Origin of the sequence: Mesorhizobium sp. J8, from assembly GCF_016591715.1 — a bacterium.
Classification (GTDB): domain Bacteria; phylum Pseudomonadota; class Alphaproteobacteria; order Rhizobiales; family Rhizobiaceae; genus Mesorhizobium.
On record NZ_AP024109.1, the window covers coordinates 2604008 to 2625744 of the forward strand.

At 62.9% G+C, this 21737-nt stretch carries 25 protein-coding genes; 10 read left to right on the forward strand and 15 right to left on the reverse strand.

Features of this window, described 5'->3' with window-relative positions; all coding sequences use genetic code 11:
* Positions 1-60: 60 nt before the first annotated feature.
* From MJ8_RS12095 to MJ8_RS12105, 3 genes are all read right to left on the reverse strand, one after another.
* Positions 61-1986 carry a hypothetical protein gene (locus MJ8_RS12095; protein WP_201414577.1) on the reverse strand — a complete coding sequence of 642 codons (1926 nt, stop codon included), beginning with the start codon at positions 1984-1986 and terminating at the stop codon, positions 61-63.
* A 526-nt stretch (positions 1987-2512) separates the two neighbouring features.
* The gene (locus tag MJ8_RS12100) at positions 2513-2947 is read right to left on the reverse strand and encodes a hypothetical protein (RefSeq protein ID WP_201414578.1); all 435 of its coding nucleotides are present in this window, start codon (positions 2945-2947) and stop codon (positions 2513-2515) included.
* Positions 2948-3060: 113 nt separating this feature from the next.
* Complete coding sequence (locus MJ8_RS12105) at positions 3061-3486, reverse strand: SgcJ/EcaC family oxidoreductase (RefSeq protein WP_201414579.1); 426 nt, start codon at positions 3484-3486, stop codon at positions 3061-3063.
* Positions 3487-3670: 184 nt separating this feature from the next.
* On the opposite strand from MJ8_RS12105, the gene minC reads away from it, so the two are divergent.
* The 3 genes from minC to minE all read left to right on the forward strand — a co-directional run bounded on the left by minC (position 3671) and on the right by minE (position 5805).
* The gene (gene minC, locus MJ8_RS12110; protein WP_201414580.1) at positions 3671-4561 is read left to right on the forward strand and encodes a septum site-determining protein MinC; all 891 of its coding nucleotides are present in this window, start codon (positions 3671-3673) and stop codon (positions 4559-4561) included.
* Between the two features lie 159 nt (positions 4562-4720).
* A complete protein-coding gene (gene minD / locus MJ8_RS12115) occupies positions 4721-5536 on the forward strand; it encodes a septum site-determining protein MinD (protein WP_201414581.1) in 816 nt (271 codons plus the stop codon).
* Positions 5533-5805, forward strand: a complete 273-nt coding sequence (minE, locus tag MJ8_RS12120; RefSeq protein ID WP_040973218.1) for a cell division topological specificity factor MinE — start codon at positions 5533-5535, stop codon at positions 5803-5805. Before minD ends, minE begins: the two co-directional genes overlap by 4 nt.
* Before the next feature lie 150 nt (positions 5806-5955).
* Here the strand turns inward: minE and MJ8_RS12125 are convergent, their stop codons facing one another.
* Genes MJ8_RS12125 through MJ8_RS12140 form a run of 4 tightly spaced genes read right to left on the reverse strand, consistent with a single transcriptional unit; the run spans position 5956 to position 10998 of the window.
* Entirely contained in the window at positions 5956-7704 is a 1749-nt protein-coding gene (locus MJ8_RS12125) for an ABC transporter ATP-binding protein (RefSeq protein WP_201415402.1), read from the reverse strand.
* A 20-nt stretch (positions 7705-7724) separates the two neighbouring features.
* Positions 7725-8753, reverse strand: coding sequence for a glycosyltransferase family 2 protein (locus tag MJ8_RS12130; RefSeq protein ID WP_201414582.1), 1029 nt, complete (start codon positions 8751-8753; stop codon positions 7725-7727).
* Entirely contained in the window at positions 8750-9859 is a 1110-nt protein-coding gene (locus MJ8_RS12135) for a glycosyltransferase family 2 protein (protein WP_201414583.1), read from the reverse strand. Before MJ8_RS12135 ends, MJ8_RS12130 begins: the two co-directional genes overlap by 4 nt.
* Positions 9856-10998 (reverse strand): acyltransferase family protein, encoded by a 1143-nt coding sequence (locus MJ8_RS12140; protein WP_201414584.1) that lies wholly within the window; start codon positions 10996-10998, stop codon positions 9856-9858. Before MJ8_RS12140 ends, MJ8_RS12135 begins: the two co-directional genes overlap by 4 nt.
* 510 nt (positions 10999-11508) lie before the next feature.
* On the opposite strand from MJ8_RS12140, the gene MJ8_RS12145 reads away from it, so the two are divergent.
* The 4 genes from MJ8_RS12145 to MJ8_RS12160 all read left to right on the forward strand — a co-directional run bounded on the left by MJ8_RS12145 (position 11509) and on the right by MJ8_RS12160 (position 14663).
* The gene (locus MJ8_RS12145; RefSeq protein WP_201414585.1) at positions 11509-12396 is read left to right on the forward strand and encodes an EamA family transporter; all 888 of its coding nucleotides are present in this window, start codon (positions 11509-11511) and stop codon (positions 12394-12396) included.
* A gap of 266 nt (positions 12397-12662) precedes the next feature.
* The gene (locus tag MJ8_RS12150; protein WP_201414586.1) at positions 12663-13283 is read left to right on the forward strand and encodes a hypothetical protein; all 621 of its coding nucleotides are present in this window, start codon (positions 12663-12665) and stop codon (positions 13281-13283) included.
* Between the two features lie 372 nt (positions 13284-13655).
* The gene (locus MJ8_RS12155; protein WP_201414587.1) at positions 13656-14087 is read left to right on the forward strand and encodes a hypothetical protein; all 432 of its coding nucleotides are present in this window, start codon (positions 13656-13658) and stop codon (positions 14085-14087) included.
* A 27-nt stretch (positions 14088-14114) separates the two neighbouring features.
* The gene (locus MJ8_RS12160; protein ID WP_201414588.1) at positions 14115-14663 is read left to right on the forward strand and encodes a hypothetical protein; all 549 of its coding nucleotides are present in this window, start codon (positions 14115-14117) and stop codon (positions 14661-14663) included.
* 108 nt (positions 14664-14771) lie between these two features.
* Here the strand turns inward: MJ8_RS12160 and MJ8_RS12165 are convergent, their stop codons facing one another.
* Positions 14772-15416 (reverse strand): response regulator, encoded by a 645-nt coding sequence (locus tag MJ8_RS12165; protein ID WP_201414589.1) that lies wholly within the window; start codon positions 15414-15416, stop codon positions 14772-14774.
* Positions 15413-16810 carry a sensor histidine kinase gene (locus tag MJ8_RS12170; RefSeq protein ID WP_201414590.1) on the reverse strand — a complete coding sequence of 466 codons (1398 nt, stop codon included), beginning with the start codon at positions 16808-16810 and terminating at the stop codon, positions 15413-15415. Before MJ8_RS12170 ends, MJ8_RS12165 begins: the two co-directional genes overlap by 4 nt.
* A gap of 552 nt (positions 16811-17362) precedes the next feature.
* On the opposite strand from MJ8_RS12170, the gene MJ8_RS12175 reads away from it, so the two are divergent.
* Entirely contained in the window at positions 17363-17548 is a 186-nt protein-coding gene (locus tag MJ8_RS12175; RefSeq protein ID WP_201414591.1) for a hypothetical protein, read from the forward strand.
* Positions 17549-17837: 289 nt separating this feature from the next.
* Complete coding sequence (locus MJ8_RS12180; RefSeq protein ID WP_201414592.1) at positions 17838-18188, forward strand: hypothetical protein; 351 nt, start codon at positions 17838-17840, stop codon at positions 18186-18188.
* Between the two features lie 19 nt (positions 18189-18207).
* Here MJ8_RS12180 and MJ8_RS12185 read toward each other — a convergent pair whose 3' ends face one another.
* From MJ8_RS12185 to MJ8_RS12195, 3 genes are all read right to left on the reverse strand, one after another.
* On the reverse strand, positions 18208-18369 hold the full coding sequence (locus MJ8_RS12185; protein WP_201415646.1) for a hypothetical protein: 162 nt from the start codon (positions 18367-18369) through the stop codon (positions 18208-18210).
* Positions 18370-18520: 151 nt separating this feature from the next.
* Positions 18521-18901, reverse strand: coding sequence for a YkvA family protein (locus MJ8_RS12190; protein ID WP_201414593.1), 381 nt, complete (start codon positions 18899-18901; stop codon positions 18521-18523).
* 47 nt (positions 18902-18948) lie between these two features.
* The gene (locus tag MJ8_RS12195; RefSeq protein WP_201414594.1) at positions 18949-19131 is read right to left on the reverse strand and encodes a hypothetical protein; all 183 of its coding nucleotides are present in this window, start codon (positions 19129-19131) and stop codon (positions 18949-18951) included.
* Positions 19132-19366: 235 nt separating this feature from the next.
* Here MJ8_RS12195 and MJ8_RS12200 point away from each other — a divergent pair, with 235 nt between their 5' ends.
* Complete coding sequence (locus MJ8_RS12200; protein ID WP_112100506.1) at positions 19367-19516, forward strand: hypothetical protein; 150 nt, start codon at positions 19367-19369, stop codon at positions 19514-19516.
* A 29-nt stretch (positions 19517-19545) separates the two neighbouring features.
* Here the strand turns inward: MJ8_RS12200 and MJ8_RS12205 are convergent, their stop codons facing one another.
* The 3 genes from MJ8_RS12205 to MJ8_RS12215 all read right to left on the reverse strand — a co-directional run bounded on the left by MJ8_RS12205 (position 19546) and on the right by MJ8_RS12215 (position 21732).
* The gene (locus MJ8_RS12205) at positions 19546-19884 is read right to left on the reverse strand and encodes a hypothetical protein (protein ID WP_201414595.1); all 339 of its coding nucleotides are present in this window, start codon (positions 19882-19884) and stop codon (positions 19546-19548) included.
* 208 nt (positions 19885-20092) lie between these two features.
* Complete coding sequence (locus MJ8_RS12210) at positions 20093-21040, reverse strand: DMT family transporter (RefSeq protein WP_201414596.1); 948 nt, start codon at positions 21038-21040, stop codon at positions 20093-20095.
* 65 nt (positions 21041-21105) lie between these two features.
* Positions 21106-21732, reverse strand: coding sequence for a hypothetical protein (locus MJ8_RS12215; protein ID WP_201414597.1), 627 nt, complete (start codon positions 21730-21732; stop codon positions 21106-21108).
* Positions 21733-21737 lie beyond the last annotated feature (5 nt).

The following is a 21737-nucleotide window of genomic DNA, read 5'->3' on the forward strand; positions in this document are numbered from 1 at the left end:
GCCTCCTTCGCGTTTCGCACCTACGGATATCGGGACACTGGCAAGTTCAGTATCGATTTCCTATGCTGATTCTGCTTGTCGTTGACGGATTTTCGGAATGGTGCGGTGAATCCGCAATTTTGCTAACCCTGTTGCTTTAGCGGCTTCTTCATCGAGGAGTTTCACCACAGCATTGATCCATGCTGCTTCCGGTTTCAATACGTCCTCGACGCGAGAGCCTTTGTAACGCTCCTGCAATGCTCTTGATACCCAATACCAGTTTTGCTTTGGCGAGCGCATCCACGCCGCAACGAAGGTCTTTGGATCAACGGCAGCAAGAATTGGAATGGAGCCGTATTCAGGGTTACCCTTGTGAGTATAACAAATCTTTTCGAGGAAAAGTTGGCCATCCGTCTCCAAAATTTTCAGCAGTTCCGGTATCCGTTTCGGAAACTCTGCCTCAAGCGCTTTTCCCCGCGCGCGCAGAAGATGATCAAAAACACTTTGGAATTTATCCCGATAGTCATCGGTAACCCAATAGCTTACGCCGTAGGCTGAATCACCGAAATCATCGTACCAGTCCCAATCCGGTCCTCTCGGAGGCAGTCGACCAGAACTTAGAAGGTCATCAATGTATTCTATGCATTCTTGCGTAACTGTTTCGATGTCCTTGCTTGAAATGCCTTTGTTGGCCATCATCATGCGCAGAGAGAAAATATGGAGTATTTCTCCGGAATCTGAAACCTCTCGTTTGTCGAATTGTTGCTCCATTTTGGCCAAGCCGGACGCAACAATTTCATCATCAAGCTTATCAAAGCTGCCTACGATCTGCCACGGGGCGCTCTGGGATTTGATAAAGTAAGAGCTAGCGTTTAAAGATGCCTGAATTGTTTCTTTATCAAATCTGCCTTCAACTAACATTTCGTTTAGAGCGTGATCTTGGAGTAGTGTGCTAGTAATATCTACGGAGGTATACTTATTGTTGGCTGACACGATGCGAGGTTGCTCGTTAGCTCTTTCATTCTCGCTATTGCGCCCTAACTCGTAGCTAAATTCCTTCTCCTTGCGTTTGTAGAGGTCGGCGGCTTTGAGGTGGCCAGCTCTCAATTCGATATTAAGAGCGCAAAAGAGTCGAACGAGTTCAACCATTGCGGGATCATTCGCAAGATGCTGCTCGCTTAGCGTCTTGCCTAGGCGAGCAAGGTCTTCAACGACATGTCGCAAAATTCGAAGTGATTGAATACCTGATTCGGAGAATACGCCGATAATATTTCCCCGCTGGACAGCGATGAAGTTTTTCTCAGGGCCGGCCAACAGCGAAGAATGAAACTTATCGAAGGCGTCCTCAACTCGTGGGTCGACACGAATTGTCTGGCCGAATATCTTTTCCTTTGCTTCTGAGAATTCATCCGTCAATTTATTATCATGCGCTATCACGATAACTCTGCAGCCATGATGCTCAACATACAGGTTGATAACGCCGAGCGCCTGCTTCACATCTAAGCCGCAGCGTTCAAGGTCATCAAATATAATCGGTTTCTCTTTGCTGACTTGCTGGCGCAATAAAGCTCCTACTAAGCCAGATGTTATACCATTAAGAGCAAGCGAACCAATTCCGGATATTTCGGCGGTTGTCTCTCCGATACTGCTTGCAATTCGCTTAACGAAAGCCTTTCCTGGGAACATTGCAGCATATACCGCAGCAACGACATCTTCAGTGCTATTCAGGCCAAAGAGGCTGACATAGAATGCTTGGTCGTTCGGAATCGACTCTCGAACTTGAAATGTCTTCCCAGTTCCCCAGTCGCCTGTGACGAGGACCGCATAGTGCGGCTCACTCAGGGAGCGGTAGTAGTTAAGATAATCCGCCAAATGTGATGGATGCTTCGTTGGCTGCTCAGCCGCCTTCGGCAACGCCTCGTTCGTGGCCGGCGCAGCTTTGGTGTGCTCTGAATCCAACCCAAAAATGACCTTAATTAGATTCCCGAGATCAAATGGTCTTACCATCTCTTACCGCATCTCGCTCAGCTAGTCTGCAACAGGAAGGATACCCAATTTGCCAGCTGCTAGGGCGGCTCATTGAGTTCTTCTATTTGTATGCCGTGCAGACAATCATCTGCCACCGTATCGACCCCTGAGCGGGGGTATGTTGGCTATGGTTCTGTGATGGGAGTTGAACGCCTTTGTTTGAAGCAATCTCATCGCCACACCCCTTGCAGCGATAGATACCCGCATCGGGTGGTGTTTCGCCCGGTTTCCATTCTTTGTCGAAATTGTCATGCGTATTCTTGCTTAGGAACTGTTCATATTTGTACCAAGCCATTGCCGGTCCCCCCAAAAAATGAATGGAATATTCATTCACAGCCACAGGTTCGAGTCGAGGGCAGAAATCGGCTGTATGCTTGATTATTTTGATAAGGCGACTGTATCTGTATCTGGAGGGAATTGATAATTGAGTCGGCAACTAGCCCGACACATTTCACGGGCTGCGCCTTTGGCCGTCACAGACCATCTGTTCCGCCCCTCGCATCCCTCAACCCGCCCAAACCGAGCACCCAACCTTCTGCCCGGTCGCCGCATCCCGCACCAGTTTCGCATCCACCCGCTTCAACCCAACCTGGTTGGCCCTCACCTCCCTACTCGCGAGATAGGCCGGGTCGCCCACTTCCCAGTGGTAGCGTGTGTTGGCAGGCGCCCGCTTCCAGGTGAATTTTGATAGGTAGGCCACTTGGCCCGGTGTAGTGTCGGCAAAGCGGCAGTCGATTGTCGCCGGCATCATGCCCTTCGCGCTCATGGCGCTGACCACCTTGTCGGCGTCGGCCGTCGTCAGCCATTGGTCGATGCTGCTCGTCCGGTATGCGTCTATGCCTGCCTGCTGGTGCGTCATGCAGCCCGCAAGCAGCATCAGCGCTGCCAGTGTCGTGCCCGCCTTGCCTGCTCGCTTGCAGTCTTCCCGATCGATGCCCATGCCCGTCTCCTTGTCCCGAAAAAGTGGAAAGTCCCGGACGGGATGGTGCTTGGCTTGGCATCTCCGGTATATTAGCCGCTTCACATGCGCGACTGGAGCGAGGCTTGACCGTTCTATCTGCTTGCGCGGGCAGGGGGAGCGATCGCGCCTGGGACGATGTCGGTGTTCTGGGCCACCTTGATACGCCAGCCGGACTGTTCCTTCTTCACCACCAGAAGCAGGATGCCCTCCCGCGTTCCGGCTGGCGAGCCGTCGGGGGCGGACGCGCCGGTCAGGGTCCATCTGTAGTGCACCGATGCCAGGCCCGGAGACAGCTCGACGACGGATGCGGCGGCGCCCTCCAGCCGGCTGTCGCGAAACATGGTCTCATGCGTCGCACGGTGCGCCGCTTCGATCTCGGCCCGGTTCTTCCACCACATGCCCACGACATTGACGAAATTGGCGTCCTCGCAAAACAGTGCCGCGAAGTCGTCCATGTCATGCCTGTTCCAGGCATCGGCGAACGCGGCCGCAACGTCCTCAGGTCTGCTGATCTCCATGACATGATCTCCCTTGCTTTCCGCCAGGCTGTGGTGGGACGATAGCGGCATCGGCGGGCCCTGTCACCGCGTTGCCACAGAACTTAGCCGCGCCACTTCCTTAACGGCCTCGATCCCCAAAATTAACCTTTTGTTAACCATTCGCCCGGCACCCTTTAACCATTGAGTAAGGATTCGCCCGGACGTGACCTTCGCCGCCCCCCTGCACAACAAATCCATCCGCTTTCGCGCCCGTTCCTTCGTCGCCTTCACGCTGACGCCGGAGGCGCCGATCGCCGACTGGCTGGAGGGGCTGGATCGCTGGATCGCCAACTCGCCGGGCTATTTCAACGGGCGCCCGGTGGTGCTGGATCTCAACCTCCTGCAGCCGGGGCCGGAGGAGATTGGCGCGCTGGTCGGCGTGCTCGGCTCGCGCGGCATCCGCGTCTATGCCATCGAGCTGGAGGGCGCCGAGCTCGGGCCCGAGCTGCCGCCGCTGCTCGCCGGCGCCAAGGAAGCGACCGCCGAAGGATTGCTGGGTCGGGCCGCGCGCAAGGCGCGGGCCGAGGAACTCGAAGCCGCCGCGGTGGAGCGGGCGGAGGCAGAGCAGGCGGCCCAACCCGCCGCGGAGCCGGCGCCGGCGGACGTTTCCCATATCGAGATGTCCGGCGACGAGCCGGTGGATCCCGAGCTGGCGCGGCTGGAAGCGGTCAGGATCGAACCTGCGCAAGCCGCAAGCACTGGCGCCGAGCCGGCGCTGCCTTCGGCCGGCACGCTGATGATCAAGGCGCCGATCCGCTCGGGACAGTCGGTCTTCCATCCGCATGGCGACGTCATCGTGCTGGGCTCGGTCGCGTCCGGTTCCGAAATCGTCGCCGGCGGCTCGATCCATGTCTATGGCACGCTGCGCGGCCGCGCGATCGCCGGCTCGGAAGGCAATGTTTCGGCACGCATCTTCTGCCGCAAGAACGAGGCCGAGCTGCTCGCCGTCGACGGCTGGTACACGACGGCCGAGGAAATGGAAGGCGTCTCGCGCGGCAAGGCCGTGCAGGCCTTCCTCGACAATGATGCGCTGTGCGTGGTGCCGCTGGGCTGACGCGCAAGCTTCGGACCGGCTTCGCGTGCGAGGCTGACAGTGCATGTCGCCCAAAAGTGCCCAGCGGTTTTGGGAGAACGGCATGCACCAAGAAATGACAATCCCGCCGTGCCATGCACGGACCAGAGAATAAAAACCGCCAACGGAGGCTGGATGAATATGGGCAAGGTAGTCGTGGTCACATCGGGCAAGGGGGGCGTCGGCAAGACGACCTCGACGGCTGCGCTCGGCGCCGCCGTGGCCAAGACCGGCAAGAAGGTGGCGCTGGTCGATTTCGACGTCGGCCTGCGCAACCTCGACCTCATCATGGGCGCCGAGCGCCGCGTGGTGTTCGACCTCGTCAACGTCATCCAGGGCACCGCGAAGCTCTCGCAGGCGCTGATCCGCGACAAGCGGCTGGAGACGCTCTATCTGCTGCCTGCCTCGCAGACCCGCGACAAGGACGCGCTGACGGAGGAGGGCGTGGCGGAAGTCATCGCCCGGCTGCGCTCGGTGTTCGACTATGTCTTCTGCGACAGCCCGGCCGGCATCGAGCGCGGCGCCCAGCTTGCCATGCGCTTCGCCGACGAGGCCGTCATCGTCACCAACCCGGAAGTGTCGTCGGTGCGCGACTCCGATCGCATCATCGGCCTGCTCGACGCCCGCACCATGAAGGCTGAGCAGGGCGAGCTGATCCAGAAGCACGTGCTGGTCACCCGCTACGACGCGGCGCGCGCCTCGCGCGGCGAGATGCTGTCGATCGACGACGTGCTGGAGATTCTCTCCACCCCGCTGCTCGGCATCATCCCGGAAAGCCAGGATGTGCTGCGCGCCTCTAACCTCGGCTCCCCTGTGACGCTCTCGGAGCCGATCAATTCCGCCGCGAAAGCCTATCTCGAAGCGGCAAGACGCCTGGAGGGCGAGGACCTGCCGGTGGTCGTCCCCTTCGAACGCAAGGGCTTCCTCGACCGGCTTCTCGGAAGGAGGGCCGCATGAGCATCCTCGACCTCTTCAAGCGGCGCACCAGCGCGCCCGTGGCGCGCGAGCGGCTGCAGCTGCTGCTCGCCTATGAGCGCCAGAGCCGCGGCCAGCCGGATCTCGTCTCCATCCTGCGCGAGGAGATCATGGCGGTCATTGCCAAGCATGTGCAGATCGACCAGGACTATCTCCAGGTCTCGATGGACCGGGGTGCTACCATGTCGACGCTGGAGATCGACATCCAGATCCCCAACAAGAGCGCCGTGCCGCTCGCCATGGCGGGGTGATCTTTTACCCTCCCCCTTGTGGGGAGGGTCGATCCGCAAAGCGGATCGGGGAGGGGGCTGCGCCAACCCTTCGTCATCCTAGGGTTTGCGCGCGTCGCTTCGCTCCTTGCTCCGCCTTAGGATGACGAAGGCGCAAGGCCGCCGTCCCCCTCACTCCGGCCGGTACAGCTCATCCATGCTGCGCGCCGCGAGCTCCGCGAAAGGTGCCTGCTTCTTCACTCTTCCATGGTCCAGGATAACCAGGTCGTCGCAGAACGAGATCGTCGAGTGGTGGTGGCTGATGACGATCGTGGTGCGGCGTCCGGCGCGTGACTTCAGCGTTTCCACGATCGCCGCCTCCGAAAGCCCGTCGACCGCGTTGGTGGCCTCGTCGAGGATCAGGATATCCGGATCGCGCACCAGCGCGCGGGCGAGCGCGATGCGCTGCCTTTGCCCGGCCGACAGGTTGACGCCGCGATAGCCGACGACCGTCTGGTAGCCCTGCGGCAGGCGTTCGATGAATTCATGCGCCTCGGCGAGCTCGGCCGCGCGCCGCGCTTCCTCCATGCTCGCCCTGTCCTTGCCATAGGTGATGTTGTCCAGGATGGTGCCGTCCACCAGTTCCAGCTCCTGGCTGGCCAAGGCGATATGCGCCCGCCAGGCGACCGGGTCGATCTCGCCGAGCGCGGTGCCGTCGACGAGGATTTGTCCGCCGTCCGGCTCGACGAAGCGGCACAGCAGGTTGACGATGGTCGTCTTTCCGGCGCCGGAGCGGCCGATCAGCGCGGTGGAGCGGCCGCTTCTTATGTCGAAGCTCACCGCATGCAGCACCGCCGCGCGCTGCTCCTCATTGGCATAGCTGAAGCTAACGCCCTGGAAGGCGATTCTTTCTCTTAAAGTGGCGAAGGGCCGGCTGCCTTGCGGCGGCGCCGGCTTTCCCGTCGGATCGAGCAGCCAGTTCACCTCGTCCAGCGAGCCGGAAAGCCCCTGCAATTGGCTCCAGGTCATCTGCAGCGCCCTGACATGCGGCTGCAACCGGTAGAGCAGGATGAGGAAGGCGGCGACCAGGGGGAAGCTCAAGCCCGCGAGCCAGGCGCCGATCACCACCGCCAGGAACAGCATGGCGTGCAGCACTTCCGTGAGCGGTCCCAGCGCCCCCTGGCGGTTGGCGAGCTGGAAGGCCGCCCGGCGCACGCTGTCCGATGCCGTCTCGAATGCCGCCTTTTCGCGCTCTTCCTGGCCGAAGATGCGGATCAGCCGGCCGGCATGCACAAGGTGCAGCATCCGCGAGGCCAGGGCGCTGTTGCGCGCCGTAACGCTGCGGCTGGGCGCCTTCAGATGCGCCGACAGCGCCATATGCGCCCCTTGCACCAGCGCCAGCCCGATCATCACCAGAAGCGTCATCTTCCAGGAGAGCAGCAAAAGGAAGCCTAGCAGGATGAGTGCGGCCGAGGCGCTGACGATCGAGCCCAGCATTGCCTGGACGGCGTCGGAGGCGCGCCAGGATTCATTGGAAATGATGTTGAGCAGGCGTCCTGGGCTTTCCCTCAGGAAGAAGGGATAGCCGACCTCGAGCAGCCGCCCGGCGAGCGCCGCGCGGATTGCCTGGCCGGCCTTGCCATAGATGTGAGCCGTGAGCACCGAGTTGGCGAAGGCAAGCAGGTTCTTGAGCAGGATCGAGCCGAGAATCGCGGCCGCAATCGCGATCAACCGCTCGCGCTCGCCAAGCCCCGCGCCAACCTTTTGCAGCAGCGCCGAGAAGCCGGCCATGCCGGCTGTGTCGCCATGCCCCATGATGATGCCGAGCAACGGGATGATCAGGCCGATGCCGAAACCTTCGAGCGCCGCGCTTGCAAGCCCGAGCGCGACGACGATCGGCAGCAGGCCGAGCTGCCGGCGGCCGAGCGCCTGGCGCAGCATCGACAGGGTCGGCCGCTCGCTCACGGCGCGCTGGCCTCCACGCCGGCCTCCGGCGTTTGCTGGGCGCTTCGCGCTTGTCGCGACGGATGTCTGGCCAGCACCAGAAACGCGAATTTTGCCGCGCCCGCGAGGTTCATCAGAACGATCGGCCAATGCGACAGGCCGAGATCGCCATCGAATCTGGGGCCGCCGGCAAGCTCGCGCAGAGCGGCGCGCGCGGCCCAGTAGAAATGTCGCAGCAGCCACGGCGCGCGACGTAGATGCTTGAGGCAGAGCGCACCGTTGCCGAAATGATAGTCGCGATGTAGACGGTCGATCGCCTCGCGGTTGCGCCGGCCATGATGGTGGAAGATCGTCATGTCGGGCACATATTCCACCGCCATGCCGGCAAGCATCGCCCGCACCAGATAGTCCGTGTCCTCGGCCGAGCGCAGCGCCCCGCCGGCGCCGAAGCGCTCGTCGAAGGGACCGATCAAGGCGGCGACCTCGCGGTGCATGGTCATGTTGCAGCCTAGCACGAAGCCCCCCGGATGGACGGCCCGCGTCAGCACTTCGCGCTTGTCGCAGCGTTTGATGGTGAAGGGCAGGTCGCGCGCGTCGCCGATCTCGACGCGGCCGCCGCGGATCAGCCATTTCTCGCCGCTCGCATAATGCCGCTCCAGGTCGACGAGGTAGTTGCCGTCGAGGCGGCAGTCGTCGTCGACGAACACCAGTACCTGCCCGCGCGCACGCGCCAGCCCCGCATTGCGCGCCGCCGCCAGCCCGGGGCGGGGCTCCGAGATTGCGGTCAGGGCGATGTCAGAGATGGCGGCGGTCGACGAAAGATAGCTGGCCGTGCCGTCGCGCGAACCGTTGTCGACCACCACCAGCTCGGCCGCGAAGGCCGGATGCGCCCGGCAGGCGGCGCGGATCGAATCGATGCAGGCCTCGAGCACCGCGAGGCGGTCGCGCGTGCAGACAATGAAGGAGACCGCCGGCCGCTGCGGCCAGGGCGGAGCGGGCAGGGCCGGGCGAACATTGCGCGGCAGCCGATGGCGCTCGACGTTCATGCCGCCTCCACCCGATAAGGCGCGAGCACTGATGCGGCCGGGGCGGATTTGAGGCGGTAGGCGACCCAGTCGGCGCGTTTGCCGGCCCACATCGAAGCCTGGCTCAGCCAGGGCGCCCAGGCGCCGGGGCGGAGCGCGTATTTCTCGCGGCGGCGGATCGCGTTCCACTTCCCCGTCAGCGTCAGCAATTCATGCGCCAGCGCCGGCCGCTCCTCGTCATTGACGAGCTGGTAGAGGAAATAGAACAAGTTGAGCGCGCCGGCCTCGAAGCTCGGCCTCGTCGTATCGGGAAGGGCGGCGATCCGCTCCTCAAGCGCACGGATGAAAGCCGCTGCCCGGGCCACGGTGTCGGAGGTGACCGTGTCGCCGATGGCGCGCAGGGTCGCGCCATCTTCCGTCAGTCCCTCGCTCTCCAGATTCTCGCAGACAATTCTGAGGTGCGTGCGACGCATCTCCTTGCTGTGCAGGCTGGTCACGCTGCCGGGATGAATGCGGTAGACCAGCAGGCTTTCCGGGATCAGCGCCGTCGGATAGCGCTCGGCCAACCTCCGGAAAAGGTCGAAATCCTCGGCATGCCGGTAGAAGCCGTCGTAGTGGAGGTCGGCCTCGCCGATGACCTTGCGATTGTAGACCACTGTCGGATGCATGAAGACGGTGAAGAATTTCGACAGCACGGGCAGGCTGAGACGGAACACCGGATCGAGCCGGCCCCGGGCGATGCGGCCGTGCAGCAGCGTGTCTACGAGCGCGCCACAGAAGCCGAGCTCCGGTCGCGCGGCGAACAGCGCTGCCTGGCGCGACAGGCGCCAGGGATAGGCGAAGTCGTCGGCGTCCATCCGCGCGACCAACTCGCCCCGCGCGACCTCCAGTCCCTCGTTGAGGCTGGCGACAAGCCCGCGGTTTTCGCGCGAGATTATGGATACCCGGCTGTCGTCCCGGCGGCAGCATTCGAGGATCTCCAGCGACCGGTCGGTCGACCCGTCGTCGATGGCGATGACTTCGATCCTGCCGTAGTCCTGCCGCAGGATCGACTGCACCGCAGCGGCCACATGGGGCTCGGCATTGTAGACCGGCAAGAGCACGGAGATGAGAGGTGCCGCGGTCATGGCCGGCTCTGGTCCGTTGGCCGCAGATCGAGCGGCGGGAGGGCGCCGAACCCGCGCTCCTCGCGCGCGCCGCGACGACGCGACGGCGCGACATAGGGGAAATAGCGCTTGAGACCGTTGAGCGGTTTCTCGAAAAACATCCAGGAGAGCGAGGCAACGGCCAGCGTGGCGGTTCCCGCGACAAGGAACCGCCCCGGCCCCTGTTCCGAGACGTTGACCGGGATCCATGACTGCGCCCTGACGGTCAAGGCGAGAAGGATCGAATGATAGAGGTATACGCCGTAGCTGATGCGGCCGAGCCACAGCAGCGGGGGGAGTTCGGCCAGCCTGCCCAGCGTGCCGCGCAGGCCGGTCGAGCATGCGGCGACGATTGCCAGCATCGGCACCAGCGGCAGCATCTGCACCAGCGCCCAGCGCGGCCACTCCCAGGCCGAATTCGCCGGCCCGGGATCGGACCGGACCACCAACAGGAACACCACCGCCAGGGCCGGCCAGCAGAGCCGCACCCATTGCGGCGCATCTGCGCCTCTGGCGCGGCGCACGGCAAGCAGGGCGCCGCAGCCAAGGGCGTCCATCGAGGCCGGAGGCAGCAGGTCGCGGGCAAGCGCCGGGCTGGCGGCAATCGGCCCGTAGAGCCGGTAGGCGAGCGAGAAGGCGATGACGCCGATGGTGATCGCCTCGATATGTCGGCGCGGTGCCAGAAGCACGATCAGCGGCCAGACCAGGTAGAACTGCTCCTCGATGCTGAGGCTCCAGAAATGGCAGAGCAGCCAGGGCGTCCAGTCGTTTTGCCGCGCATACCAGAAATTCGAGAGGTAGAGCGCATGCCAGGCGAACGAGGCCCTGGATTGCTCCGAGGCAAACCACACGAGCCCCAACACGGCGAAATAGGGCGGGAATATCCTGAGCATGCGCCTGGCATAGAAGGAACGCAGCGCCGCCCCTGCGGCGAATGCCTCTGCGTCACGCGCATCGAGCAATAGCCGGGTGATAAGGAAGCCGGAGAGCACGAAGAACAACCTGACCCCGAGATGGCCGACGAATGACGAACCGCCTGGGGCGAAGAAATGCGAGTAGAGCACCAGCGTCACGGCGACGGCCCGCAACGCGTCCAACTGAATGTCGCGCGCGTTCGCCATCAGCGGCATCCGCTGTGCATGGCCCCGCGAGCGCTGTCGTTGCGGCTCAGCGGAATGCCCATCGGGGTCAAGGTAACGGCATCCTCCACTGTGTACCCGCCAAGGGTTTCTCGCGGTCCATATTGCAGCGCAACACAAAATGCCCGCGGCTTTGAAATAAATATGTGATGGGCCGTGGCGGGAGTAATATTTATGCCGGTGAAGTTATTCGCCGAGATGCCCAATAGTCCTATGTGTTTATGGGCAGTTAGTCTGATTTTTTTAGGGATTTATCGTAGGTAGTGTTTGCATAACGGCCCGGCAACCAGAACGAGAACGTTGAAAGCATCGAAACCGTCGGCCTTTGTACCTTCCGAATATATTCGAAACTCCACAAAAAGCGTGTTGGATTCAAGGCTTTGTGCGGTGCGGCAGGCGGACGCCTTGCCCCACCATCCGCCGGCTGGTGCCTCACGACAGCGCCACCGCGAGGCTTTATCTCCCCCGAACATATGGAGGGATGGAGAACAAGTGACGTCGACGCCGATTGCAAAACCGGAGACGCATCTCGGTGCCATGCCCGTGCTTGGCCTGCTTGGCGCAATGCTGTCGGTGCAGGTGGGTGCAGCCTTTGCCAAGGGGCTGTTCCCGGTCCTGGGTTCGGAAGGCACGACCATGCTGAGGCTCGCCATCGGCGCGCTGATGCTGGCGGTGGTGCTGAGGCCCTGGAAGGTGCTGCCCTCGTGGAAAAACCTGCCTTGGCTCGCCGCCTATGGCGTCACGGTCTGCGCCATGAACATGCTGTTCTATGCCGCGCTCCAGCGCATTCCGCTCGGCATCTGCGTGGCGCTCGAATTCACCGGGCCGCTGTTCGTCGCCACGCTCGGTTCCAGGCGCCTGCTCGACCTTGTCTGGGTGGCGCTGGCCGTCGTCGGCATCGTGCTTTTGTCGCCCTTTGCCGGTGTGAGCCGCGGGCTTGATCTGCTGGGCGTGGCGCTGGCGCTGGCGGCGGGCGCCTGCTGGGGGCTCTACATCATTTTCGCGCAGAAGGCCGGTGCCGAGCTCGGCGTGCGCACCTCCGCCTATGGAATGGCGATCGCCGCCGTGCTCGCGCTGCCTTTCGGCTTTAACGCCGCTCAAGCCTACCTCACCGACCCGCATGTCATGGCGGGCGCCGCGGTGGTCGGCCTGTTCTCCAGCGCGCTGCCCTTCTATCTGGAAATGCTGGTGCTCGCCCGCATGCCCGCCAAGGTCTACGGCATGCTGGTCTGCCTGGAGCCGGCTGGCGGCGCGCTGACCGGCTTCCTGTTTTTGCATGAGAAGCTCAGTCCTTTGCAATGCGCTGGCATCGCCGCCGTCATTGCCGCCGCCTTCGGCGCGGCGGTTGCCGCGCGGCGGCCGGTGCCGTTGCCGGCTTGAGCGCGCCTTGCGAACATACCGCGAGCGCGAATCGCGTTAACGGCTTGGTCGGCCTGGAAAAATGTTCCCGCGACGGAAGCGTCCGACCACATCCGGTGGTTGAAATAAGACTTAGGTCCTACAGCAAAACGCAATAAGTCCGAGTGGACAAGACAAGGGTCGTGGGCCACTTCCTTATGACCTGCTGATTGGGGATGCTCATGCTGCGACATTGCCGGTGGGGTAGCTCGGCCGACGGGCTGAAGGGCTGGCATGGGGAGAGCGGAATGCGCTTGGAGCGCAGGGGCTGCAGGCTGGTCTTGCGAGCGCTGATTGCGTTGGCGCTTGTTGTCGCGCCTTTCAGTCTCTCCGTCGATGGTTTGGTCGTGACCAAGGCCTATGCCGGTAAGGGCGGCGGTGGCGGTGGAAACGGCGGCGGTGGAAATGGCGGTGGCGGCGGCAAGGGTGGTGGAAACGGTAACGGGGGCGGCAATAGCGGGAATGGCGGCAATTCCGGCTCGGCCGGCGGCTCCAATTCCGGTTCGGCCGGTGGCTCGAATTCCGGCAATGGCGGCAACAACGGAAACGGCAATAGCGGCGGCAACAACGGAAACGGCAATAGCGGCGGCGACAACGGAAACGGGAACAGCGGCGGCGACAACGGAAACGGGAACAAGGGCAAGAACAGCAACGCCAGCGCGGCAAGCACCGCGGATGTCGATGATCATGTGAACGCCCTGACGGGCGACAAGGTTGAAGCCACCCGCACCAAAATTGAGGTCACGCACCGCAATGGAATGAAGGAGAAGATCGAGAACGGCCGGTTCAGGATGGAAGACAAGTACGGACGCACCATCGTCGACCGCAAGGCAACCATGGCCGATCTCAATCGCCTGAAGAGTTTGTGAGACAAAGTTTGTGAGAGCGAGGTTTTATCGGGATTAGATCTTAAGGGACCGAAGGTCAGCGCTGCAAAATCAGGTTGCCACCTTTTGCTTCGTCTCTGCGGTCCTGATCGTCTTGCGGTAGAATTTGGCTACTCACCTTACCCCCGCCTTCGTGCGGGGGTAATTTTTTAAAACTTGGCGATGTCCGCCGCCTGCGACATTGGTCAGTCACGCCGGCGGAAATGGTCCGACCGGTCGGGGCATGGGTCGTGGGCCGCTTTCGTCTTCTGCCGGAATGTGAATCCTCGCCTGCGTGAAGACACCGGTCGCGCCTCGACCGTGCGCGCGAGCGGAGCTTCGGCGTGCCGAAGCGGGACCGAACGAGGAGAAAAGATGCAAAACCTTCCTGTCAGCAAGCTCGTCTGGCTCGCCTTGCGCGCTTCGACCGCGCTGGCTCTCACCATCGCGCCCTATCATCTGACGCTCGACGGCGCCAGGCTGGCCCCATCGGCTGCCTATGCAGAGGGCGAAGGTGGCGGCGGCGGCGAGGGTGGCCATGGCGGCGGCGGCGATGGCGGCCATGACGGAGGCGGTGACGGCGGCCACGACGGTGGCGGCGACGGCGGCGACCACGATGGTGGCGACCATGACGGCGGCGACCATGACGGTGGCGACCATGACGGCCAGGGTGGCGGTCATGATGGCGATGACGACGACGGCGCCGAACACGATCATGGCGAAACCGCCGACGATCAGGGCGATGACAATGATGATCAGGGCGAAAACGATGAGGGCGCCGCTGCACCTTTGATCTCGCCTAACTAGACCATGACGGCGGCCAGGTCACTCAGGATGGTCTGGTTTGTCCTGCGCGTGTCGAGCGCGCTGGCGCTGGCGCTCGCGCCATGGCACGTCACCTTTGACGGCGTGCCGGGAATTGCTGCCGCCACGGCCCATGCCGGCGGCAATGGCAATGGAAGCGGCAACGGCAATGGCGGCAACGGCAATGGCGGAAACGGCAGCGGCGGCAATTCGGGTTCCGCCGGCGGCTCGAATTCCGGTTCCGCCGGCGGCTCGAATTCCAGCAATGGCGGCAACAACGGCAACAGCAATGGTCAAGGCGACAACGGCAACAGCAACGCCGGCGGCGGCAACCCCAATGCCGGACCTGGCAACAACAACGGCAAGGGCAATACCAATCCCGGCAGCAAGAACAGCTACACCAACGCCGCAACCGGCGACACGCTCTCGATCGACGGCGATAAGGTTACCGTCGTTCATCGCAACGGCATGAAGGAGCAAGTCCAGAACGGTCGTTTCGAGATGAAGGACGCGCAAGGCCGCACCATCATCAACCGGCAGGCGACCGAGGACGACGTGTCGCGCCTGCTGAACTTGTGAGGGGATGGGAACTGAGGAACTGGAGAATTGAGGAACTGAAGAAACCGAAAAATTAAAGAGAGGGGTCCCTCTCAGCTCTCCAGTTTCGTTAATTCTTCCTCAGTTCCTCTAATTCCTCTCCCTCGCCTCATGCATCAGCAGCGCCGCTTCGGTGCGGTTGCGCACGTTGAGCTTGGCGAGCACCCTGGTCATGTGATGCTTGACCGTCTTCTCCTGCAGCGACAGCCGGGCGGCGACCTCCTTGTTGCTCAGCCCCTCCGCGACCAGTTTCAGGATTTCGGCCTCGCGGCCGGTGAGCTGGGCTAGCGGGTCGGGCTTGCTGCCGGTGGGCTGCAGAAGGTCGGAAAGCAGCCTGGCAGAGAGGCTCGGCGATACGTAGCTCTGGCCGTTGGCGACATCGCGCAGGATCTCGGCCAGCGCCTTGGAGCCGACGCCTTTCAGCACATAGCCGCGCGCGCCCGCCTTCAATGCCTGGGCAACGTCGGCATTGGTCTCAGAGACGGTGAGCATGACGACCTTCTGCTCGGGCATCGCTGCAAGGATGCCGGCCAGCGCATTGAGGCCGCCGCCCGGCATGCTGATATCGAGCAGGAGGATATCGGGCGTGCTGGCGCGCGCCAGCCTTTCGGCGTCTTCGGCGCTGGCGCCTTCGCCCACGAGCTCGAAGCCGCCTATTTCGCCGAGGCTGCGCGCCACGCCCTCGCGAAACAGGGGATGGTCGTCGACTATTGCGATACGGATGGACGTGCTCACGGTTGCTCCTCGACAGACAAGGTGATCACCAGTCTTGTTCCTCCCGGGCCGGTCAGCGTTTCGAACTGACCGCCTATGCTTTCGATACGTTCTCTCAGGCCCGCAAGTCCAAGGCCCTCGCTTCGGGCCGGATCAAAGCCGGGGCCGGTATCCACGACCTCGACGAGGAGCTTGCCGCCCTTTGTCGTGGCCCTGACTTGCTGGCCCTTGCCCTTGCCGTGCCGGAAGGCGTTGTTCAGGCCTTCCTGCACGAAGCGATAGATGCTGATCTTTTCCGAGGTGCCGAGTTCCGGCAAGCGCTCGGGCAGGGTTAGCAACACTTTGGTGTCGGTCCGCCGTTCGTGCTCGGCCACCGCGAGCCGCAAGATGTCGGCGATGGCCTGCGTCTCGATCTGCGGCAGCACCAGACCGTTGCAGATGCCGCGTATCTCGCGCATCGCTTCGCCGAGCGTCTTGTGGATGCCGGCGATCTCTGCCTCGCGCAACGTGCTCGATGTGGTCGGATCGACCAGCAACGGGCTGTCCATCCGGAGCGCCGCAAGCGCCACCAGTTGCGCCGGCCCGTCATGCAGGTCGGCGCCGATGCGCCTCAGATAGCGTTCGTTGATGGCGGCGGCGCGGCGCGAGGCGCGCTGCACGCGCTGGCGCAGCGACGAATTTTGCGCCAGCGCCGCCTGCAGTTCGGAAACCTTGGCCTCGAGCGCGGCCTGCTGAGTGACGATGGTGCGGCTGCCGCGGAAGACAATGCCGGAGAGCAGCGCCAGCGCCGCCGCCGTGGCGCCCGCCACCACCAGCCACGTCCATAAAAGGGCCGAGTGCAGCGATTCCTCGAAGTCGCCGGACAATTCGTAGAATTCGGTCACGGCCACGACCTCTCCCGACCAGGGCTCGCGCACCGGGTTGTAGATTTCCAGCAGCGGAACGCCCATCGACCGCTCCTTGTCATCTTCCTCGTCTTCGAGCCTGTTGTATTTGACCATGACGTTGCCGGCGAATGCGGCGATGAGATTGGCGTTGGGCTTGATCTGCCTGCCGATAAGGCCGGCGTCCTTTGAGTAGAGGACTGTGCCGTCGCGCCGCCACAGCTTGAACGACACCAGCCTTTTCCCAAGCGCACCCTGGCCGAGCGTCTCGTCCAAGGCCCGCTTGACCGTGTCGTCGAGTTCCTGGCTCTTGCGCATGTCCGGCAGCAGCGGCGCGATCACGCTGTCGACATAGAGCGCGGTGGTCGCGGCTGAGTTGTGCAGCACGCCGTCACGGATCTGCGATGTCACCCACAGCCCGACCACGAGCATCACGGCAAGAAGGCCGATGCCACCCGCGATCACGAACTGCCAGGCCAGTGAGAGCCCGCTCCAGATTCGTGCAAGACGTTTTAAATACCTCCCAAACATCGACACCGCTCACCCGCCCGTCCGGGAGAGTATAGGCGAGGGCAGGCAATTGCGACACCGACCTTGGTCCGTGCCCATGGGGAAGGTTAATGGTGGGCGATTTGCCGGCCCGCAGCGGCGTGCGCCCCGATTCGCGGCCGGGGGGCTCATGCTTCCCGACGGCAAAAGCCCGCGCCACCCCTGTCGACGGGGAAGACGCGGGCGGGTTGCCACCTGGATTTGGATCATCTCTTGCGGCTCTGCTATGCAGAGACAATCACCAATTAGGCCTGAGGTCCACACCAAAAGAACATATGCTTCGGCGGATACAGCGCTACACGGAGGTCGATGCCGACAGATGTCGGCCGTTTCACCGTCGTCTGTTCCTTCGTTGTGGTTCCAAATATAACGACCGGCCCGCTCGGAACTCCGCGTCCCGTCGGCCGCTCCATCCCGACATAAGCCGCTGGGGTCGCGGTAAGATTTGCACCCAAAAGAAGTCAGGCCAAGCTGTTGATGGGCTGAACAACCGCCGCATATATAACGGGCTAAAACCTTGCGGGTCTTGGCATTATGGACGCCGGCACAGACAAGAAAAAAAGAAATCAGCGGTTGTCGATCTTTGAGCTCGAGGCGCTGCGGGAAGCGTTCAGGCAGTCTGTTCGTGAGAACGATGTCGTGGAAGCGGAATGGGCGCAGCACGCCGAGCTTTTCGTCAAGAAGACAGTGCAAAAAGGCAGCCGTCTTACGGAGGCTTGACGGTCGGGCGCTCCGACGCTGGGTGGCATTCATGGGCGCTCCGGCCGGTCGGACCATTGCGTTGGCGCATAGGACCTCAGCAACAATTGCGGGCGCAACGGGAAATGGACACTCTAACCCCGCGCCGGCTCCCCCCAAGGAAACCCAATGGTCGGCGCTTTAGCCCGGCCTGCCTGTCAAAGAGCCGTACTCTTTTACCGCCAAGGCAGGCCGGGCTACCCCACCGCTGTTTCGGCATCCTTCATGTTCGGCACCGCTGGAGACACGGCGCGATTTAAAGAACGCGCGTGTGGCGGGCGTATTACCGCGCGGGAACGCGAGCGAGTCCCCTCGCGGACGGGACACGCTTCAGGACGGGCTGCGTCCGGTCGTCCTTCCTCGACGGAACGAAAAGCGGGCAAGCGCGTTTTCCGCCGCGATGTCGAGGATCTCTCATCATCATAAGGCCGAAAGGCCTTTCCAGGCCTCGGTTGCCGAGGCCGAGCGCTTGGCGCGGGCACAAAAAAACGCCAGGCTGAAGGACCTTCGCATCCACGCTTCGTGGCTGGTGCTCGATCCGCAGGCGCACTTCCAGGAGGAGATCGACTGTTCGGCGTTGCTCGGCGACCTGCCGATTCGAAAGGTCGTCCGCGAGGGCTAGATCCTTGCGGCTTTCAGCCTCAGGTCGCCTGTAGTCGGGCCGCGCCATCCTCGCGCGATATCTCGACCAGCCGCGCGACCGCCCATGGCGTAATGAGCGCGAAGAAAGCTGTGATATCGAGGAAGATCGACCACGCCAGATCGAACCCGCTGTGGTCGTAGCAGACTGCGAACTCCATCACGCTCGATTCCTTTTTGACCTGCCCGTTTGCGCATGTCGCTTCACGCGTTCCCACTAGCATGGTCCTGATTTACACCAATTACAAGTCATGGCTAATTTAGCTGCCGGGAGGGTGAATGCTGACGCGTGAGCTGTCACAACGGCTGAAGCAGCTAGGCCGGCTTCGGCCAGAACAGCCAGGTGAGCGCCACCGCCGCCATCGCCCAGAGCGCGAGCATGAAGGCGAGCCCGGCCTTGCTCACCGGCTTCTCGCGTCGCATGGCTTCTTCGCGGAATTCCCGCATCAGATCGGCCGGGACCAGCTTGACGGCGAGCATGATGCCGACAGGCACGATCAGCAGGTCGTCCAGGTAACCGATGACCGGGATGAAGTCCGGGATGAGGTCGACAGGGCTCAGCGCATAGGCCGCGACAGCGCCCGCGGTGGCTTTTGCATACCAGGGAACACGCGGGTCGCGGGCGGCAATCCAGAGCGCCACCACGTCGCGCTTGATGTTGCGCGCCCACTGCTTTGCCGCATCGAGCATAGGCATGCCGCCAATATACGGGTGCGCCGGGCTTCAAGCCATCTGAGAGCCGTTCAGGCGCAATCCTTCAATTCCACGACCTCGACGCCGAGGCGGAAGGCCTGGCCGTCGGCATAGGAGCGCGCGTGCTGCTCGGCTTCGAAGGGGAAAATGAGCGTCGTGCCATAGGCGGTGACGCGCACCGTCCACTTCTGGCCCTTGACGAGTTCAACGCCATGAAGTTTCGCCGTAACCATCTCACCCTCCTCAGATCCGGCACTTCAGCGACATCCGCATAACGTCGCGAAAGTCATTTGAATGCAAATAATCCGACCCAATCGTGTCGTTGCGGTGTCGATTCCGACATTGGGTCGTTTGCGTCCGTGAAATGGTTCACCGACAGCATCGCTTTCTTGCCTCCGGAGCGGGGCCGGCAGCCTGGAACCGCGACGGCCTCGGCCGGGTTAGAGTCCGGTTCACAAGGAGACCGCCATGATCCGCAAGCTGAAATCCGGCGAATACCGGCTCTATTCACGCAAGATCGATCCCAGGACCGGCAAGCGCCGCAATCTGGGCACCTTCAAGTCGCGCGAAGCCGCCGAAAAGCACGAACGCGAAGTGCAATATTTCAAGCGGCACTAGTTAGTTTTCGCCAAGGGGTGGCGATCGCGTCATCCGTGCGGTGTCGGCGGAGTGCGCGGGCGCGGGTGGCCAGGCACGTTGGAGCCGATATGGTCGAGATCGCAACGTCGCGTGATCATCTCGACCGAATTGGTGTCGACGCTTACGCGCCCCAGCACCTGTATGGTCGTGCGTCCGAGATCCTCGTCGACATGGACAACCTCGCCCTCAAGCCTGAGCTTGTCGCCCACCTTGGCATTGGGCTCGACCATCGAGTAACTATGGCTGTCGCCGTCGAGCGTCAGCATCACACGGTCCTTGACGCGCTCGGTCACCGTCGCGACCACCGCTACCCTATCCCCTATTTCGACAACAACGGGCCGTATCATTGCGGCCTCCTTCCTGCTCCGTGCGGCTGTTGGCCGGGAGCCAATTGGCTGACGACATGACTGTTGCCGCCCGTTGCTGAAATAAACGGGAAAACAAGTCTTTGGTTGCCTCTGCGCCGCGTCCCGGCATGGCCCGGCCGATCCGCGTGAAGCAGGATTTCGCGGCAGACACCGCGTCCGGTCGCCGTGACTAGGCGAAGCCATCAGATCACCGCACGCTGATCAGCGCGGTGCCGGCGATGGCGAGAAGCGCTCCGGCCCAGGCGGCCGCGGTCGGCCTTTGCCCGCTGCGCAGCCACACCATCGGCAGGATGATGACCGGCGTCATCGAGGACAGCGTCGAGATGATGCCGACATGGCCGGTGCGCAGCGCGGCCATCAGGCAGGACATGCCGAGCGAGGTGCCGACGAAGGCGGAAAGCACGGCAAGCCCCACCGTGCCGAACTGGACGGCCTCTCGCTTGCCTTTGCCGAACGGAGTTGCCGTGAGCGCGATAAACAGGATCACGGCGAGGCCCGAGCGCAGCGCCATGGCCGTGAACGGCTCGACGCCGGCGGCCATTGCCGGTCGCGCCAGAAGGGTGCCGATCGCCTGGCCGAGCGCCGTCGTCACGCCGAGCACGATGCCTGGTCCGAGGCGCCCGGTGAGCGGCGGGCCGGGCACGGTGCTGACGGGCACTGTGGAAGGAGTGACGACTGGCATGGCCGGCGCCAGGTCGCCGCGCTTGAGGAAGCGTCGCGGCATGCCGATGGCAAGCACGATGCCTGCAAGCACCAGCGCCACGCCCAGCGCCTGCCAGCGGCTGACGGTTTCGCCGAGCACCAGATAACCGAGCGCCAGCGCGAAAGGCGAGGTGAGCGAGAAGAGCAGCGCCGTGATGCGCGGGCCGACCGAATAGATGGTGGCGAAATAGGTCGTGCTGGCGATGCTGATGCCGGCGAAGCTCGATCCCGCAAGCAGCCAGAACTCCCTTGGTCCGATCGTGTGCCAGCCGCCGATCGCCAGCGACACCGAGCCGGTCATCACGAAAGTCGCGAGCATCTGCCACCGGGCAAGCTGGAGCAGGGGAACGCGCCCCTTGAGCTCGCTGAGGAACATGGAGCTCAGCGCGCTACACATGGCGGCGGTGACGGCGAAGGCTTCGGCGGCGAACATGGCTGGCGACTGCGAATCCGGGAGCCGGACAATTGCCGATGCTTACGCCAGCACGAGGCCCTCGGCTAGGCTGTGCGGGCTCGCGGTCCGCCCAAGACCGCCCAACTGGCCCCGATCAGCGCTGCGATGGTCGCGAGAAGCACCGCCAGGCTCGGCAGGTGCAAGAACACATTCCGCCAGCGTGGCTCGACGACCGCACCGGTGCTGAAGGCCTCGCCGCTATACTGACAAAGGATCCAAGAGGCGCCGCTGCGCACCATGTCGGCATCGATGTCGGAGATCAGCGCCTTCGCGTCGCCTGCGGCTGTGGGCATTGTCGCCATATAGGCGAGCAGCGCCTTGGCGGTGGCGAGATAGGCGTGGCTGCATTCGTTGAACGGGCTCTCCTCGTCGCCGAGGCTGCCCGGCATCAGCCCCCACAGGCAGTAGGTGAATTGCAAATTGCCGTGATTGTAGAGCCGCCGGAAGGTCGGGTCGGTCAGGGTTTGGCGCTGGGCAAGGTCGAGGATATCGCCGCGGTAGCGCGCGATCACCGCCATCTGGCCGTGGGTGAGGCTGGGGATCTGGATGCCGGGCGGAGGTGGGGCCGAGGAGCCGCTATGAGCGTGCGCGGATGTGGCCGGCGTTGCCAGCAGGGCGGTCGCCAAAAGGAAATTGGCCGCCAGGGCGAGGAACCTTGGCGGCCGACGCATGCGAT